The 14,115-nt window shown below is 66.2% G+C and carries 17 protein-coding genes; 14 read left to right on the top strand and 3 right to left on the bottom strand.

The window, feature by feature from the left end; translation table 11 throughout:
* Nucleotides 1-40: 40 nt before the first annotated feature.
* Together N5C91_RS21785 and N5C91_RS21780 are read left to right on the top strand one after the other, a co-directional pair.
* Nucleotides 41-877: an aminoglycoside phosphotransferase family protein gene (locus N5C91_RS21785; RefSeq protein WP_279831923.1), complete on the top strand. Its 837-nt coding sequence runs from the start codon at nucleotides 41-43 to the stop codon at nucleotides 875-877.
* Nucleotides 865-1,518, top strand: coding sequence for a DUF1345 domain-containing protein (locus N5C91_RS21780; protein WP_236173915.1), 654 nt, complete (start codon nucleotides 865-867; stop codon nucleotides 1,516-1,518). Before N5C91_RS21785 ends, N5C91_RS21780 begins: the two co-directional genes overlap by 13 nt.
* Before the next feature lie 9 nt (nucleotides 1,519-1,527).
* On the opposite strand, the gene N5C91_RS21775 is transcribed toward N5C91_RS21780, so the two are convergent.
* The 3 genes from N5C91_RS21775 to N5C91_RS21765 all read right to left on the bottom strand — a co-directional run bounded on the left by N5C91_RS21775 (nucleotide 1,528) and on the right by N5C91_RS21765 (nucleotide 3,921).
* A complete protein-coding gene (locus N5C91_RS21775; RefSeq protein WP_236173916.1) occupies nucleotides 1,528-2,145 on the bottom strand; it encodes a LysE family translocator in 618 nt (205 codons plus the stop codon).
* 61 nt (nucleotides 2,146-2,206) lie between these two features.
* Nucleotides 2,207-3,007 (bottom strand): AraC family transcriptional regulator, encoded by an 801-nt coding sequence (locus N5C91_RS21770; protein WP_279831920.1) that lies wholly within the window; start codon nucleotides 3,005-3,007, stop codon nucleotides 2,207-2,209.
* Nucleotides 3,008-3,204: 197 nt separating this feature from the next.
* On the bottom strand, nucleotides 3,205-3,921 hold the full coding sequence (locus N5C91_RS21765; RefSeq protein WP_279831918.1) for a TorF family putative porin: 717 nt from the start codon (nucleotides 3,919-3,921) through the stop codon (nucleotides 3,205-3,207).
* 249 nt (nucleotides 3,922-4,170) lie between these two features.
* Here N5C91_RS21765 and N5C91_RS21760 point away from each other — a divergent pair, with 249 nt between their 5' ends.
* The 12 genes from N5C91_RS21760 (at nucleotide 4,171) to flhB (ending at nucleotide 13,983) form a co-directional block, all read left to right on the top strand.
* Nucleotides 4,171-4,476: an STAS domain-containing protein gene (locus N5C91_RS21760; protein ID WP_236173919.1), complete on the top strand. Its 306-nt coding sequence runs from the start codon at nucleotides 4,171-4,173 to the stop codon at nucleotides 4,474-4,476.
* A 28-nt stretch (nucleotides 4,477-4,504) separates the two neighbouring features.
* Nucleotides 4,505-6,202 (top strand): SpoIIE family protein phosphatase, encoded by a 1,698-nt coding sequence (locus N5C91_RS21755; protein ID WP_279831917.1) that lies wholly within the window; start codon nucleotides 4,505-4,507, stop codon nucleotides 6,200-6,202.
* A gap of 55 nt (nucleotides 6,203-6,257) precedes the next feature.
* Nucleotides 6,258-6,599: an Hpt domain-containing protein gene (locus N5C91_RS21750; RefSeq protein ID WP_279831915.1), complete on the top strand. Its 342-nt coding sequence runs from the start codon at nucleotides 6,258-6,260 to the stop codon at nucleotides 6,597-6,599.
* Between the two features lie 66 nt (nucleotides 6,600-6,665).
* Nucleotides 6,666-7,973: a flagellar hook-length control protein FliK gene (locus N5C91_RS21745; protein ID WP_279831913.1), complete on the top strand. Its 1,308-nt coding sequence runs from the start codon at nucleotides 6,666-6,668 to the stop codon at nucleotides 7,971-7,973.
* A 445-nt stretch (nucleotides 7,974-8,418) separates the two neighbouring features.
* Nucleotides 8,419-8,940 (top strand): flagellar basal body-associated protein FliL, encoded by a 522-nt coding sequence (gene fliL, locus N5C91_RS21740; protein WP_236201146.1) that lies wholly within the window; start codon nucleotides 8,419-8,421, stop codon nucleotides 8,938-8,940.
* A gap of 9 nt (nucleotides 8,941-8,949) precedes the next feature.
* Nucleotides 8,950-9,921, top strand: coding sequence for a flagellar motor switch protein FliM (gene fliM / locus N5C91_RS21735; RefSeq protein ID WP_236173927.1), 972 nt, complete (start codon nucleotides 8,950-8,952; stop codon nucleotides 9,919-9,921).
* 22 nt (nucleotides 9,922-9,943) lie between these two features.
* The gene (fliN, locus tag N5C91_RS21730; protein WP_236173928.1) at nucleotides 9,944-10,414 is read left to right on the top strand and encodes a flagellar motor switch protein FliN; all 471 of its coding nucleotides are present in this window, start codon (nucleotides 9,944-9,946) and stop codon (nucleotides 10,412-10,414) included.
* 1 nt (nucleotide 10,415) lies between these two features.
* Nucleotides 10,416-10,892, top strand: coding sequence for a flagellar biosynthetic protein FliO (gene fliO, locus N5C91_RS21725; protein WP_236173930.1), 477 nt, complete (start codon nucleotides 10,416-10,418; stop codon nucleotides 10,890-10,892).
* Between the two features lie 77 nt (nucleotides 10,893-10,969).
* Nucleotides 10,970-11,680 (top strand): flagellar type III secretion system pore protein FliP, encoded by a 711-nt coding sequence (gene fliP / locus N5C91_RS21720; RefSeq protein WP_236174017.1) that lies wholly within the window; start codon nucleotides 10,970-10,972, stop codon nucleotides 11,678-11,680.
* A 121-nt stretch (nucleotides 11,681-11,801) separates the two neighbouring features.
* Complete coding sequence (fliQ, locus tag N5C91_RS21715) at nucleotides 11,802-12,071, top strand: flagellar biosynthesis protein FliQ (protein WP_236173932.1); 270 nt, start codon at nucleotides 11,802-11,804, stop codon at nucleotides 12,069-12,071.
* Nucleotides 12,071-12,847: a flagellar biosynthetic protein FliR gene (gene fliR, locus N5C91_RS21710; protein WP_236173934.1), complete on the top strand. Its 777-nt coding sequence runs from the start codon at nucleotides 12,071-12,073 to the stop codon at nucleotides 12,845-12,847. Before fliQ ends, fliR begins: the two co-directional genes overlap by 1 nt.
* Nucleotides 12,847-13,983, top strand: coding sequence for a flagellar biosynthesis protein FlhB (gene flhB / locus N5C91_RS21705; protein WP_236173936.1), 1,137 nt, complete (start codon nucleotides 12,847-12,849; stop codon nucleotides 13,981-13,983). The genes fliR and flhB overlap by 1 nt, the downstream gene beginning before the upstream one ends.
* Nucleotides 13,984-14,115: the final 132 nt, after the last annotated feature.

Below are 14,115 nucleotides of genomic sequence, written 5' to 3'. Positions count from 1 at the left end.
CGTGCTAGGCTCCAGTCTGAACCCTGACTGGAACCCATTCATGCCACTGCCGCCCGCGCGTCCTGCCGATTTCCAGCACCTGCTGAGCCTCTGGAACCTGGTCCCGGAGGGCGAGCCCATCATTACCCATGCCAGCCATCTGCTGCCGGTCCGCTGGCAGGGGCGTGCGGCGATGATCAAGGTGGCTCTCGACATCGACGAGCAGGGCGGCGCGCAGGTCATGCGCTGGTGGGGCGGCGAAGGTGCTGCGCAGGTGTTCGCCTACGCCGGCGATGCGATCCTGCTGGAACGCGCCGAAGGTTCGCGCTCGCTGATGCACATGGCACTGCACGGCGCGGACGACGAGGCCAGCCGAATCGCCTGCGACGTGGTACAGCGCCTGCACCTGCCGCGCGACAGGCCGCTGCCGCAGCTGCTCGGCCTGCGTCAATGGTTCCGTGACCTCGCTCCCGCTGCCACACGCTACGGCGGGCTGTTCCCGCGCTGCCTGGAAACCGCCGAAGCGCTGCTGGCCAGCGAGCACGACCGCACGCTGCTGCACGGCGACGTACACCACGACAACATCCTCGATTTCGGCCCGCGCGGCTGGCTGGCGATCGACCCCAAGCGGCTCCATGGCGAACGTCTGTTCGACTACGCCAACCTGCTCTGCAACCCGGACCTGCCCACCTCCCGAGAGCGCGCGCGCCTGCTCCGCCAACTGGACGTGATCGTCGAGCACGCCGGCGTCGATCGGCGCCGCCTGCTGGAGTGGGTACTGGCCTTTGCCGGTCTGTCCGCCGCCTGGTTCCTCGATGACGGCCTGCTCGCCGACAGCGACCTCTGCGTGGCGCACCTCGCCGCTGCCGAACTGGACCGCATACCATGCTGCGCCTGAACCGCGCCCTGCTGCAGGCGCATCCACGGCTGATCGCTTCCATTGTCATCGGTGTCGTGGTGGCGCTGGCGTGCTACCGGTTCGCGCCGATGACCCGCGTGCTGCTGGGCTGGAACTGCATGGCCTGGCTCTATGTGCTGCTGATCGGCTGGCTCGCCCTGCATGCGGCGCCGAAGGATGTGCGCCGACTGGCGGAAATCGAGGACGAGAACGCCGAGGCGGTGCTGGTGCTGGTCATCGTGGCCGCCGTGGCCAGCCTCGGCGCCATCATCGTCGAGCTGGCCACCGCCGGGCACGCCAGCGGCAGCGAGAAGATCGCCCGCTATGCCTTCACCGCCAGCACCGTGCTGGGTTCCTGGTTCCTCATCGGCACCATCTTCACCATGCACTACGCCCGCCAGTTCTACTCGGCTGCCGCGGCGGAGCCGGTGCTGCGTTTCCCCGAAGGCGAGAAGAACCCGGACTACTGGGACTTCCTCTACTTTTCCTTCACTCTCAGCGTGGCGGTACAGACCTCCGACGTGGAGATCGCCTCGCGGGCAATGCGCCGGGTGGTGCTGGCCCATTCGGTGGTCGGCTTCCTGTTCAATACCGCGGTCCTCGGCCTGGCGATCAACATGGGCGCGGGGCTGGTCGGCTAGCCGGCGCGCTCAGGCCTGCAGTGTCTCGAGCGCCAGGCGCAGCGCCAGCACGACGAAGGCCAGGGTGAAGCTCCAGCGGATCACGCGCATCACCGCCGGACGCCCGATCACGTAGTCGCGCACCCAGGCTGCCAGCAGCCCGTAGCCGATGAACACGACGAAAGTCATCAGCGCGAAGACCAGCCCCAGCACCAGGAAAAGCGCCCTGGCGTCCTCGCTGCCGGCGGCTACGAACTGCGGCAGGAAGGCCAGGAAGAACAGCCCGAGCTTGGGGTTGAGCAGGTTGAGCCAGAGGCCGGTGCCGACCAGTTGCGTCGTGCTGCGCGGGCCGCTGGCGGCGTCCAGCGCCAGGGCGCCGTTGCCGCGAAATACCTGCCAGGCGATGAACAGCAGGTAGGCCGTACCCAGCAGTCGGATGATCTGCAGGCTGGCGGCGCTGGCCTGGAGGATCAGCGCCAGGCCGAAGGTGGCGAGCAGCAACTGCGGGAGCATGCCCAGCGTGCAGCCGAGCGCGGCGATGGTCGCCGCGCGGGCACCGAGCCCGAGTCCGACGGCCAGGGTGTAGAGCACGCCGGTGCCGGGCAGCAGAACGACGACGAACGCCGTCAGCAGGAAGTCTGCGTTCATTCCCGAGGGTTTCCCGTGGTGAGGTCGAAGGTCGCGCCGCTGTGTTGTGCGGCTGCTGCGCTCAGGGCGTTGGCGCTGGCCTGAGCGAGGTGCGCCACTGCCCCGGCGTCAGCCCGAGCTGGCGGGCGAAGGCGCGGGTCAGGTGGGGCTGGTCGGCGAAGCCGGCGAGCAGGGCCGCCTCGGTCAGCGTGCGGCCTTCGTTGATGGCCTTGTGCGCTTGGCGCACGCGGTATTGCAGCAGATAGGCGTGGGGTGTGGTGCCCAGCTCGCGGCGGAAGCGGCGCAGGGCCGCATAGGAAGTCAGCCCGGCGATGCCCGCGAGTTCCGCCAGCGTGGGAGCGTTGCGCGGGGCGTCGTGAATTCGTTCGAGCATGCGCGCCACGCTCCGTGAGGGCAGGGCCCTGATCGTCGACTCGCGCGGCTGGTCGAGCAGTTCGCCGAACAGCTCCAGTACGCCCGCGCCGGCTTCATCCGCGCCGGCTTCCGGCAGGTGCTGCAACAGGTCGGTGATGCGCCTGGCCAGGCGCGGGTCGGCAAGGCTCGGCAGGGTGAATTCACGGCCAGCCAGTTCGGCGCCGGCCAGCCGGGCGATCAGCGCCGGCTCGACATACAGCATCCACCAGCGGCGCGGCGCGTCGTGCAGCGGGAGGCCGTCGTGCAGCTCGTTGGGGCTCACGGTGATGATGTCGCAGGCTTTCGCCTCGACCTGGCCGCGGTTGCTCCAGGAGCGGTGCCCGCCCTCGAGCATTACGCCAATGCCGTATTCGTCGTGGGCGTGCCGTGGAAAGCTGCGCTGCGTGAGAATCTCGACGATGCGCAGGCCGGGCAGGGCAATGGCAGTGCAGTTCACTCGGTGCAGCATGGGGCAGAGCCTGAGGCGTGGGGTGGTGACTGGCAGAGTAGTTCTTTGTGCCGCGGCGCTCTTGAATGAAATTGACTCTTTCGCCCGCGCCGACCATCGGTGCTCGGTTTACCCCTCACCCCGGCCCTCTCCCTCAGGAGCGGGGCGCGCAGCCAGGGCTGGGCTGAGGGGCTCCGGGGACCACGAAGGTTCCAGCCTCAGAAGAACGGCCGCGATGCCTTGAGCATGAAGGCCGAGTCGCAATAGGCGTTGTGCCCGGAGTAGGCAGTGCAGTCGCCGCCGGTGAGGCTGCTGCCGCTGTACGAGAAGTTCAGGTCGATGCCATTCCAGGGGCGGCTGAAGTTCACCGACCAGTCGCCGAACTCACTGACGCTGCCGCCGCTGCCCAGGCTCACCGGCGCAGCGAGGCTGTAGGCGGAATACTTGAAGGTGACGTCGAAGCCGAGGTCAGTCTGCATGCCAAGGTCAGTGAACAGCGTTGCGGTGCTGCGCCCGGCCTGAGCGCTGTAGGCCGCGCCCAGGCGGCTGCCGAACACCGAGAGACCACCATACAGCGCCTGGCTGTCGTAGTCGGGCTGTTCCGGGCGGCTGTAGCGCAGGGTACCCACTTCGTAGCCCAGCTTGCCGTCGCCCAGCGGGTGCTTGAAACCGGCGTAGCTGTCGATCTCCAGGGGCTTTTCCTGCTCCAGGTTCGAGGTCCAGCTGCCGACGTACCAGCCACTGTCGTGGGTGATGTCGAGGCCGCCCTGGGCGCTGTTCGCCTGGCCCGGCTGGACCAGCCCCTGGGCCATGCTGCGCGTTGGCGAGTTGGCGAACCTGAGTTCGAAGTCGCCCAGCTCGCGCTGCATCACCTGGGCACTTGCAGACGGCACCACGCACAACACGCTGGCCGCGATGAGAATGGACTTGTACATGCTCCCCCCTGCTTGCGGGTGCGACCCTGCCGAGGCCTCTGGCGAGCCTTCGCCCTGCGTCGCACGCGTAAAAGGGTAAAGGCATTCGCCGGGCCTGTGGCGACCGGTGGTCCATTTATCGACCTTCCAGGTGACCGTTCGACCAGTCTGGCGAGGCGGTTTCCCGTTGCTCGCCGAGGTTGCCGCTGTCATCGCTAGCTGCTACATCTTCAAGCTCGTGCGCGACCATCGATCGATAAGGAGAATCCCATGGCCATCACATCCGTTCCCTCCGCTGACGGGCAGGAGCTCACCATCGTGGTCCAGGGGCGTTTCGATTTCGGCGCACACCAGGAGTTTCGCAACGCCTACGAGCGCGTCGAGACCACGCCCAAGCGCTACGTGGTCGACCTGAAGGGCGCCACCTACCTCGACAGCTCGGCGCTGGGCATGCTCCTGTTGCTGCGCGACCATGCCGGCGGCGAAAGCGCGCAGATCAGCCTGGCGCACTGCAACCCGGATGTGCGCAAGGTGCTGGCCATCTCCAACTTCGAGCAGCTGTTCAAGATCAGCTGACGCGGCCCTGCCCGCAGTGGGAACGGCCATGTCCGAACTCCTCACCGTCCTGATCGCCGACGACAACGCTGCCGATCGCCTGCTGCTGTCGACCATCGTCAGCCGCCAGGGGCATCGGGTGATCACCGCCGCCAATGGGCTGGAGGCCCTGGCGCTGTTCGCCCAGGAGCGCCCGCAGCTGGTGCTGATGGATGCGCTGATGCCGGTGATGGATGGCTTCGAGGCGGCGCGGCGGATTCGCCGGCAGGCCGGCGAGGAGCTGGTGCCGATCATCTTCCTCACCTCGCTGAGCGAGCCCGAGGCGCTGGTGCAGAGCCTGGAGGCGGGGGGCGACGACTTCCTCTCCAAACCCTACAACCGCATCATCCTCGAAGCCAAGATCCGCGCCATGGGGCGCCTGCATAACCTGCAGCGGATGGTGCTCGAGCAGCGCGACCTGATCGCCCGGCACAACGAGCACCTGCTCAACGAGCAGCGGGTGGCCAAGGCGGTCTTCGACAAGGTGGCGCACTCGGGCTGCCTGAATGCGGCGAACATCCGTTACCTGCAGTCGCCCTTCGCACTGTTCAATGGCGACCTGCTGCTGGCGGCCTTCAAGCCCTCGGGTGGCATGCACGTGCTGCTCGGCGACTTCACCGGCCACGGCTTGCCGGCGGCCATCGGCGCCATGCCGCTGGCCGAGGTGTTCTACGGCATGACCGCCAAGGGGTATCCCATCGCGGACATCCTTCGCGAGATGAATGCCAAGCTCAAGCGCATTCTCCCGGTGGGCGTGTTCTGCTGCGCGGCGGTGCTCAACCTGAGTTTCCAGCGCAGCCTGGTCGAGGTGTGGAACGGCGGCCTGCCCAACGGCTTCCTGCATCGCCACGCCGGCGGCGGACTGCAACCGCTGGTGTCGCGGCATCTGCCGCTGGGGATCCTCGACCCCGCGGCCTTCAGCGACCATTTCGAGGTCTATGCGATGGAGGAGGGGGACCGCGTGTTCCTCTTCTCCGATGGTGTGCTGGAGGCACGCAACGCCGCCGGCGAGGCCTTCGGTGAAGAACGCCTGCGCCAGGTGCTCAGTGAGGATCTGCCGCCGGCGCGTCTGTTCGACGGCATCCAGGCGGCGGTTGCGCGTTTTCGCGACGAGGCCCAGGACGACGTCAGCATGCTGGAGATCGCCCTGGTCCCCGAGGACTCCCTGCAGCGCCCGCCGCTGGCGTTCTCCGACAATGGCCTGAGCAGCCCGTTGGACTGGTCCGCCAGTTTCGAATTTCGCGCGCCGACGTTGCGCAACCTCAATCCGCTGCCGTTCCTGTTGCAACTGCTGATGGAGGTGCACGACCTGCGCCCGCGCGGCGGCGCCTTGTACAGTGTGCTCGCCGAGTTGTACTCCAACGCCCTGGAGCACGGCGTGATGGGCCTGGACTCCGCGCTGAAGTGCGACGCCGCCGGCTTTGCCGAGTATTACCAGGAGCGCAGCAAGCGTCTGGGAGAATTGCGCGACGGCTTCGTGCGCTTCCACCTCGACCTGGCTCCCCACGGCGATGGCGGGCGCCTGCTGGTACGGGTGGAGGACAGTGGCGAAGGGTTCGACGTGGGCGCCGTGCTGGCTTCGCAACAGGCTGCCGGCAGCCTCTGCGGGCGCGGCCTGACGCTGGTCCGGCAGTTGTCCGACCGTTGTCAGTGGTCAGGCGACGGCAAGACGGTCTCCGTGGAGTTCTTCTGGTCGGCTCAGGCATAATCGAGGCCTTCTTGTCTCCCTGCAGGGTGGCGAGCCGTCCTTCAGGGAGTGCCCAATGTCCGAGCCGCATCTCGATGGCGCCGTGCTGAGCAATTTGCTGTCGATCATGGAAGACGAGTACCCACTCCTGGTGGAGACCTTCCTCAGCGACTCCGAGGAACGCCTGCGCAACATCCGCGAAGCCTTCGCCGGCACCGATGCGCCGGCTCTGCGCCACGCCGCGCACAGCTTCAAGGGCAGCTGCGGGAACATGGGCGCGGCGCAGCTCAGCAGCCTGTGCAAGCGCCTGGAAGAAGCGGCGCGGCTGAACGACCTGGCCAGCGCCAAGGGCCTGATCGGCAAGGTCGAGCACGAATTCTCCATCGTCCGCACCCTGCTGTTGCCCGGTCGCCCCTGAGCGTTTTCGAGTTGGCCCGCGCCTTGCTATCTCCGTGTTGGATATTCACATCGACGGAGAACTCCGATGGCTGTCGCCCCGGATATTTTATTGACGCCCACGCCTGACCCCAGGCCCAAGGCGGCGCTCTCCAAGCCTGCGCAGAATTCGGCGAACGCCAGTAACGACAAGGGTTCCAGCTTCGCTGACGTCTATGCCCAGGAGCAGCGGCCGGCTGCCAGCGAGCGCCCGGACAAGGCCACCAAACCGAAGACCGACAAGCCCAGGGACAGTGCCGACAAGGACAGCAAGGCCAGTGATCCGAAGGATGCCGCTGCCGCTGACAAGCCAGCGGTTGCCGGGGACGGCAAGGCCTTGCCGGCCGATGGCGCGGACAAGGCGGACGGCAGCAAGGTCGCCGAGGGCGAGGAGAAGCCCGAGGCGACGCTCGACCCGTTGCTGATGCTCGGCATGACCGGGCAATTGCCGGCCACCGAAGCACCGCCGCTGGTGATCAGCAGCGGTATCGGCCAGCAGACGGCGGCCAGCACCGATGGCGACCTGGAGAAGCTCAACGCCTTGCCGGGCGTGACCCTGCTTGGCCAGGGAGCCCAGGACCAGGCACAGCAGGCCCAGCAGACACAGGTTGCCGGCGACCTGGCGGCCAAGGCCGGTGAGCTGCCGGCGGACGGCAAGGCCAAGCCGGACCTTTCCGCGGCACTGGCTGCGCTGAATCCGGACGCCACCGCCAAGGGCGCCGAAGGCAAACTGGCCGAGGGGGCGCTGCAGGCTGGTGGCGACCTGACCCAGCAGTTGCCGGAGTTGCAGGTCGAAGCCAAGCCGGAGACGCCGCGCAACGACGCCTTCGCCACCCGCCTGGAATCGCTGACCCAGGCGTTGAACACTCCCCAGGCCATGACCAATCGCCCGGTCAACCCGCTGGTGCCGGGGCAGCCGGTGTCGGTGCAGCAGAACGGCTGGACTGACCAGGTGGTGGACCGGGTGATGTGGATGTCCGCGCAGAACCTCAAGTCTGCCGAGATCCAGATGGACCCGGCTGACCTTGGCCGCCTGGAAGTACGCATCCACATGAGCGCCGAGCAGACCCAGGTGAACTTCATCAGCGCCAACGCCGGCGTGCGTGAAGCGCTGGACAGCCAGCAGCATCGCCTGCGCGAGATGTTCAGCCAGCAGGGCATGGGGCAGTTGGACGTCAACGTCTCCGACCAGTCGGCCCGTGGCTGGCAGCAACAGCAGCAGGGTGATGAACGCGGCGGTTCGCGGCGCGTGGCCGGCGCCGACGGCGCTGACGACGAGCCGATGATCAGCGGCGTGTCCGAGATCCGCCCGCAATCGGCGGCGCAGGGCAGGGGCCTGGTGGATTACTACGCGTGATTCCGGCGAGGGCGCTTTCGTTGTGCTGTGAGGCTCCCCGGGAGCGCCCTCGCCCTGACCCTCTGCCAAGGGGATAGGGGACTGTCCTGAGCGTTTCGGCAGTCTGCAGTCATCCGGCACTGTCAAAGGCACGGGAGGCCCCCTCTCCCTCTGGGAGAGGGCTGGGGTGAGGGAATTGCCCGAACCCCCGAGTTCCCCTGTTGTTCGCGAGCAAGCTCGCTCCTACAGCCTGGTCGGTTCGCCGAGTCGGCCTTTCGTAGGAGCGAGCTTGCTCGCGAACCGTCCCGACGCTTGATCTCCCTGGCTCACAGGAAAATTCTTACGCCCCCCGTGACATCCTCCGTCTAGCCTGTAATATCCGCGGCGGCGCCAGTGGAACTGGCACAGCCCTTGCTGACACTCTCTGTATCAGCGCTTTACGCCGCAATAGTGACGGATTATTGGCATGGCCAAGAAAGAACAGACGCCTTCTCTCCCTGATGGCCAGGCGCCCGGCAAGGGCAAGCTGAAGCTCATCATCATCATCGCGCTGGCCTTCCTGCTGGCGGTGGGCGCGTCGGTGGGCGGGACCTGGTTCTTCCTGCACAAGAACGCCAAGCCTGAAGAAGCCGAGGCCAAGGCCGCGGAACACGCCGAGCCGACGAAGAAGCAGGCGGTGTACGAGATTCTCGCGCCGTCCTTCGTGGTCAACTTCAACCAGAACGGCCGCCAGCGTTACCTCCAGGTCGCCGTTGCGCTGATGGGCCGCGACCAGGCGCAGATGGATGCCCTGCGTGAACAGATGCCGCTGGTGCGCAACCAGTTGGTGATGCTGTTCTCCAGCCAGAATTTCGACACCCTGGTGACGCCGGTCGGCAAGGAGATGCTCCGCCAGCAGGCGACCAGCAGCCTTCAGGAACTGGCGAAGAAGGCGACCGGTCAGTTGACCGTGGAGCAAGTGCTTTTCACCAATTTCGTATTGCAGTAGGTACCCGCCATGGCCATGCAGGATCTACTTTCCCAGGACGAGATCGACGCGCTGTTGCACGGCGTCGACGACGGCCTGGTGGAAACCGAGTCCGACGTCGAGCCGGGGGCGATCAAGTCCTACGACCTGACCAGTCAGGACCGCATCGTCCGGGGCCGCATGCCGACCCTGGAGATGATCAACGAGCGTTTCGCGCGCTACACCCGCATCAGCATGTTCAACCTGCTGCGCCGCTCGGCGGATGTCGCCGTGGGCGGCGTGCAGGTGATGAAGTTCGGTGAATACGTGCACTCGCTGTACGTGCCCACCAGCCTCAACCTGGTGAAAATGAAGCCGCTGCGCGGTACCGCGCTGTTCATCCTCGACGCCAAGCTGGTGTTCAAGCTGGTGGACAACTTCTTCGGCGGTGACGGACGCCACGCCAAGATCGAAGGCCGCGAGTTCACTCCGACCGAGTTGCGCGTGGTGCGCATGGTCATCGAGCAGGCCTTCGTTGACCTCGCCGAGGCCTGGCACGCGGTGATGCCGATCACCTTCGAGTACGTCAACTCGGAAGTGAACCCGGCGATGGCCAACATCGTCAGCCCCAGCGAAGTGGTGGTGGTCTCCACCTTCCACATCGAACTGGACGGCGGCGGCGGCGACCTGCACATCACCCTGCCTTACGCGATGATCGAGCCGATCCGCGAGATGCTCGATGCCGGCTTCCAGTCCGACGTGGACGACCAGGACGAGCGCTGGATCAACGCCCTGCGCGAGGACATCCTCGACGTCAACGTTCCGCTGGGCGCCACCGTCGTGCGTCGCCAGCTCAAGCTGCGCGACATCCTGCACATGCAGCCGGGCGACGTGATTCCGGTGGAGCTGCCGGAGCACATGATCATGCGCGCCAACGGCGTGCCTTCCTTCAAGGTCAAGCTGGGTTCGCACAAGGGCAACCTGGCCTTGCAGATTCTCGATCCGCTCGTGCGTCCGCGCTGAGCGAATCCCAAGAGGACCCACCATGTCAGATGAAGAAAACGTGACCCCCGAAGAACAGGCGCTGGCCGACGAGTGGGCCGCGGCGCTCTCCGAATCGGGAGATGCCAGCCAGGACGATATCGACGCGCTGATGGCCCAGGGCGGCGCCACGCCGGTGGCCCCGGCGGCACCGCGCGCGCCGATGGAAGAGTTCGGCATGGCGCCCAAGGCGCCGACCATCGCTGGCCTGGAAGGGCCGAACCTGGACGTGATCCTGGATATTCCGGTGACCATTTCCATGGAGGTCGGCCACACCGACATCAGCATCCGCAACCTGCTGCAGCTCAACCAGGGGTCGGTGATCGAGCTCGATCGCCTGGCCGGCGAGCCGCTCGACGTGCTGGTCAACGGCACCCTGATCGCCCACGGTGAAGTGGTGGTGGTGAACGAGAAGTTCGGCATCCGCCTCACCGACGTGATCAGCCCCAGCGAACGCATCAAGAAGCTGCGCTGACATGGCCCGCCTGCTCGCACATCTCTGTGCCCTGCCGCTGCTGGGGCTGTCCTTCTTCGCCCTGGGCGAGGAGGCCAAGGCGCCGGCGTCGAACCCGGCCATCGTCCACGCCAGCTCCACGCCGAGCATCATCACCGGCAGCGCCGGCGCACAGCTGATGCAGCTGCTGCTGGGCCTGGTGCTGGTGGTCGGCCTGATCTTCCTGCTCGCCTGGCTGGTACGCCGCGTGCAGCAGGTGAGCCCGCGAAGCAACCAGGCGATCCGCCTGATTTCCAGCCAGGCCCTCGGCCCGCGTGACCGTCTGGTACTGGTGCAGGTGGGCGAAGAGCAGGTGCTGCTGGGCCTGACCCCCGGCCGCATCACCCCGCTGCACGTCATGCGCCAGCCGGTGCATGCCGCCGAGTCGGAGCCGGCACAGCCGGAATTCGCCCAGCGCCTGCTGGAATTGCTGAACAAGGACAAGGGCCGCCCGCAGTGACCCGTTCGCCGACGACTTCCGTTCTGCTCGGCGCGCTCAAGCGTTGCGCGCCGCTGCTACTGGCCCTGCTGGCGCTGATGGCGCCGCAGGCCTTCGCCGCCGATCCGACGCAGCTGACGGCGATCACGGTGACCACCAACCCGCAGGGGCAGCAGGAGTATTCGGTCAGCCTGCAGATCCTGCTGATCATGACCGCGCTGAGCTTCATCCCGGCGTTCGTCATGCTGATGACCAGTTTCACCCGGATCATCATCGTCTTCTCGATCCTGCGCCAGGCGCTGGGCCTGCAGAGCACGCCGTCGAACCAGATTCTGGTGGGGCTGGCGCTGTTCCTGACGATGTTCGTGATGGCGCCGGTGTTCGACAAGATCAACAGCACGGCACTGCAGCCTTACCTGAATGAGCAGATTCCCGCCCAGGAAGCGATCAGTCGCGCCGAAGGGCCGATGAAGGCCTTCATGCTGGCGCAGACCCGGCAGTCGGACCTGGAGCTGTTCGTGCGCCTGTCCAAGCGCACCGACATCCCGAGCGCCGACGCCACGCCCCTGACCATCCTGGTCCCGGCGTTCGTCACCTCGGAGTTGAAGACCGCGTTCCAGATCGGTTTCATGATCTTCATTCCGTTCCTGATCATCGACCTGGTGGTGTCCAGCGTGCTGATGGCGATGGGCATGATGATGCTTTCGCCGCTGATCATTTCATTGCCCTTCAAGATCATGCTGTTCGTCCTGGTGGACGGCTGGGCGCTGATCATCGGCACGCTCGCCGGCAGTTTCGGGACGGTCTAGCGATGGTTCATTTTCCCTGTAGGAGCGAGCTTGCTCGCGAAGCTCTTGAGCGGCTGCGGTTCGCGAGCAAGGACTGGGCGTCCCCCTCGCTCCTGCCCAAGCCTGAAAGAACGGAGTCACCATGACCCCCGAAGTCGCGCTGGACCTGTTTCGTGAAGCGCTCTGGCTGACCGCCATGATCGTTGGCATCCTGGTCGTGCCGAGCCTGCTGGTGGGGCTGGTGGTGGCGATGTTCCAGGCCGCCACGCAGATCAACGAACAGACCCTGAGCTTTCTGCCGCGCCTGCTGGTGGTGCTGGTCACGCTCATCGTCCTGGGCCCCTGGCTGCTGCGGCAGCTGATGGAGTACACCCAGAACCTGATCACCAGCATTCCCACGCTGATCGGCTGATGCTCGAGCTCAGCAATGCGCAGATCGGCAGCTGGATCGGGTCCTTCCTGTTCCCGCTGTTCCGTGTCGCCAGCCTGTTGATGGTCATGCCGATCTTCGGCACCCAGCTGGTGCCCACCCGCGTGCGCCTCTACCTGTCCCTGGCAATCGCCGTGGTGCTGGTGCCCGGCCTGCCGCCGATGCCGCAGGTCGATGCGCTGAGCATGAAGGCCATGTTCCTGGTCGGCGAGCAGATCCTCATTGGCGCCATGCTCGGCTTCACCCTGCAGTTGATGTTCCACGCCTACGTCATCGCCGGGCAGATCATCTCGATGCAGATGGGCCTGGGCTTCGCCTCGATGATCGACCCCACCAACGGCATTTCGGTGCCGGTGCTGGGGCAGTTCTTCACCATGCTGGTGACCTTGCTGTTCCTCTCCATGAATGGCCACCTGGTGGTGTTCGAGGTGCTCGCCGAGAGCTTCGTCACCCTGCCGGTGGGGGAGGGGCTGTCGGGCAACCACCTGATCACCGTCGCCGGCAAGCTCGGCTGGGTGATCGGCGCCGGGCTGATCCTGGCGCTGCCGGCGGTCACCGCGCTGCTGGTGGTCAACCTTGCCTTCGGCGCCATGACCCGCGCCGCGCCGCAGCTGAACATCTTCTCCATCGGCTTCCCGCTGACCCTGGTGATGGGCTTCATCATCGTCTGGATCGGCAGCGCCGACATCCTGTCGCAGTACCAGTCGCTCGCCAGCGAGGGGCTGCAACTGCTTCGCGAACTCGTGAGGGCCCGCTGATGGCCGAGAACGACAGCAGCGAAGACAAGTCAGAGGAACCCACAGAGAAACGGCGCCGAGAGGCGCGCGAGAAAGGGCAGCTGCCGCGATCCAAGGAGCTGAACACCCTGGCCGTGCTCGTGGCCGGCGCCGGCGCGCTGCTGATGTACGGCGCCAGCCTGGCCGATGCGCTGATGCGCCTGATGCGCGGCAGCTTCGAGCTGGACCGCGCCACGGTGATGAACAGCGAGAGCATGCTCAACCTGCTGGTGGCCGCCGCGAAAATCGCCGGGGATGGTGTCTGGCCAATCCTCGCCGTGCTGCTCGCGGCAGCGCTGATCGGGCCGGTATCGTTGGGCGGCTGGCTGTTCTCGGCCGAAGCGCTGGCGCCCAAGTTCAGCCGGATGAATCCGCTGGAAGGGCTCAAGCGCATGTTCTCCGTGCGCTCGGTGGTGGAGCTGTCCAAGGCGCTGGTGAAGTTCGCGGTCGTGCTGGCGGTGGCGATCCTGGTGCTCAGGTCCGACCAGGACGACCTGCTGGCGATGTCCCATGAACCCATGGAGCAGGCGCTGATCCACTGCGCCAGGGTGGTGGGCTGGAGCGCCTTCTGGCTGGCCTGCAGCCTGATGCTGATTGCCGCCTTCGACGTGCCCTACCAGCTCTGGGACAACCGCCAGAAGCTGATGATGACCAAGCAGGAGGTCAAGGACGAGTACAAGGACTCCGAGGGCAAGCCGGAGGTCAAGGCCAAGGTGCGCCAGATGCAGCGCGAGATGGCCAACCGGCGGATGATGCAGGCGGTGCCCCAGGCCGATGTGGTCATCACCAACCCGACCCACTTCGCCGTGGCCCTGCAGTACGACCCGGCCGCCACCGGCGCGCCCAAGCTGCTGGCCAAGGGTAACGACTTCATGGCCCTGAAGATTCGCGAGATCGCCCAGGAGCACAAGGTCACGGTGCTCGAATCGCCAGCGCTGGCGCGGGCGGTCTACTACTCCACCGAACTGGACCACGAGATTCCTGCCGGCCTATACCTCGCCGTGGCCCAGGTACTGGCCTACGTCTACCAGCTCAAGCAATACCGCGCCGGCAAGGGCAAGCGCCCGGGACCGATGCCGGATCTGCCGATCCCGCCGGATTTGCGCCGCGACGAGTGAGGTTGTCGTGGTAGCGAAGAGCGGTACGGTCGACCGCAGGCCTGTATCGGTGGAAAGTTTAATACTGCTAAGTTGCACTGGAATGACGGCTCTGACGGGCACTGCGATCCACAAAAAAGAGCGATTGGGATT

The sequence above is a fragment of the Pseudomonas sp. GD03903 genome (assembly GCF_029840045.1).
GTDB lineage: Bacteria > Pseudomonadota > Gammaproteobacteria > Pseudomonadales > Pseudomonadaceae > Pseudomonas > Pseudomonas pseudonitroreducens.
This window is presented reverse-complemented; position numbering and strand designations above follow the sequence as displayed.

Excerpts from the sequence above, each read along its gene's own strand:
- fliM (WP_236173927.1), top strand. The coding sequence starts at position 8,950 with ATGGCCATGCAGGATCTACTTTCCCAGGACGAGATCGACGCGCTGTTG.
- N5C91_RS21775 (WP_236173916.1), bottom strand. The coding sequence starts at position 2,145 with ATGAACGCAGACTTCCTGCTGACGGCGTTCGTCGTCGTTCTGCTGCCC.
- flhB (WP_236173936.1), top strand. The coding sequence starts at position 12,847 with ATGGCCGAGAACGACAGCAGCGAAGACAAGTCAGAGGAACCCACAGAG.
- N5C91_RS21745 (WP_279831913.1), top strand. The coding sequence starts at position 6,666 with ATGGCTGTCGCCCCGGATATTTTATTGACGCCCACGCCTGACCCCAGG.
- N5C91_RS21765 (WP_279831918.1), bottom strand. The coding sequence starts at position 3,921 with ATGTACAAGTCCATTCTCATCGCGGCCAGCGTGTTGTGCGTGGTGCCG.
- N5C91_RS21785 (WP_279831923.1), top strand. The coding sequence starts at position 41 with ATGCCACTGCCGCCCGCGCGTCCTGCCGATTTCCAGCACCTGCTGAGC.
- fliP (WP_236174017.1), top strand. The coding sequence starts at position 10,970 with ATGGCGCCGCAGGCCTTCGCCGCCGATCCGACGCAGCTGACGGCGATC.
- N5C91_RS21750 (WP_279831915.1), top strand. The coding sequence starts at position 6,258 with ATGTCCGAGCCGCATCTCGATGGCGCCGTGCTGAGCAATTTGCTGTCG.
- fliL (WP_236201146.1), top strand. The coding sequence starts at position 8,419 with ATGGCCAAGAAAGAACAGACGCCTTCTCTCCCTGATGGCCAGGCGCCC.
- N5C91_RS21760 (WP_236173919.1), top strand. The coding sequence starts at position 4,171 with ATGGCCATCACATCCGTTCCCTCCGCTGACGGGCAGGAGCTCACCATC.
- fliN (WP_236173928.1), top strand. The coding sequence starts at position 9,944 with ATGTCAGATGAAGAAAACGTGACCCCCGAAGAACAGGCGCTGGCCGAC.
- fliR (WP_236173934.1), top strand. The coding sequence starts at position 12,071 with ATGCTCGAGCTCAGCAATGCGCAGATCGGCAGCTGGATCGGGTCCTTC.
- N5C91_RS21755 (WP_279831917.1), top strand. The coding sequence starts at position 4,505 with ATGTCCGAACTCCTCACCGTCCTGATCGCCGACGACAACGCTGCCGAT.
- N5C91_RS21770 (WP_279831920.1), bottom strand. The coding sequence starts at position 3,007 with ATGCTGCACCGAGTGAACTGCACTGCCATTGCCCTGCCCGGCCTGCGC.
- fliQ (WP_236173932.1), top strand. The coding sequence starts at position 11,802 with ATGACCCCCGAAGTCGCGCTGGACCTGTTTCGTGAAGCGCTCTGGCTG.
- N5C91_RS21780 (WP_236173915.1), top strand. The coding sequence starts at position 865 with ATGCTGCGCCTGAACCGCGCCCTGCTGCAGGCGCATCCACGGCTGATC.
- fliO (WP_236173930.1), top strand. The coding sequence starts at position 10,416 with ATGGCCCGCCTGCTCGCACATCTCTGTGCCCTGCCGCTGCTGGGGCTG.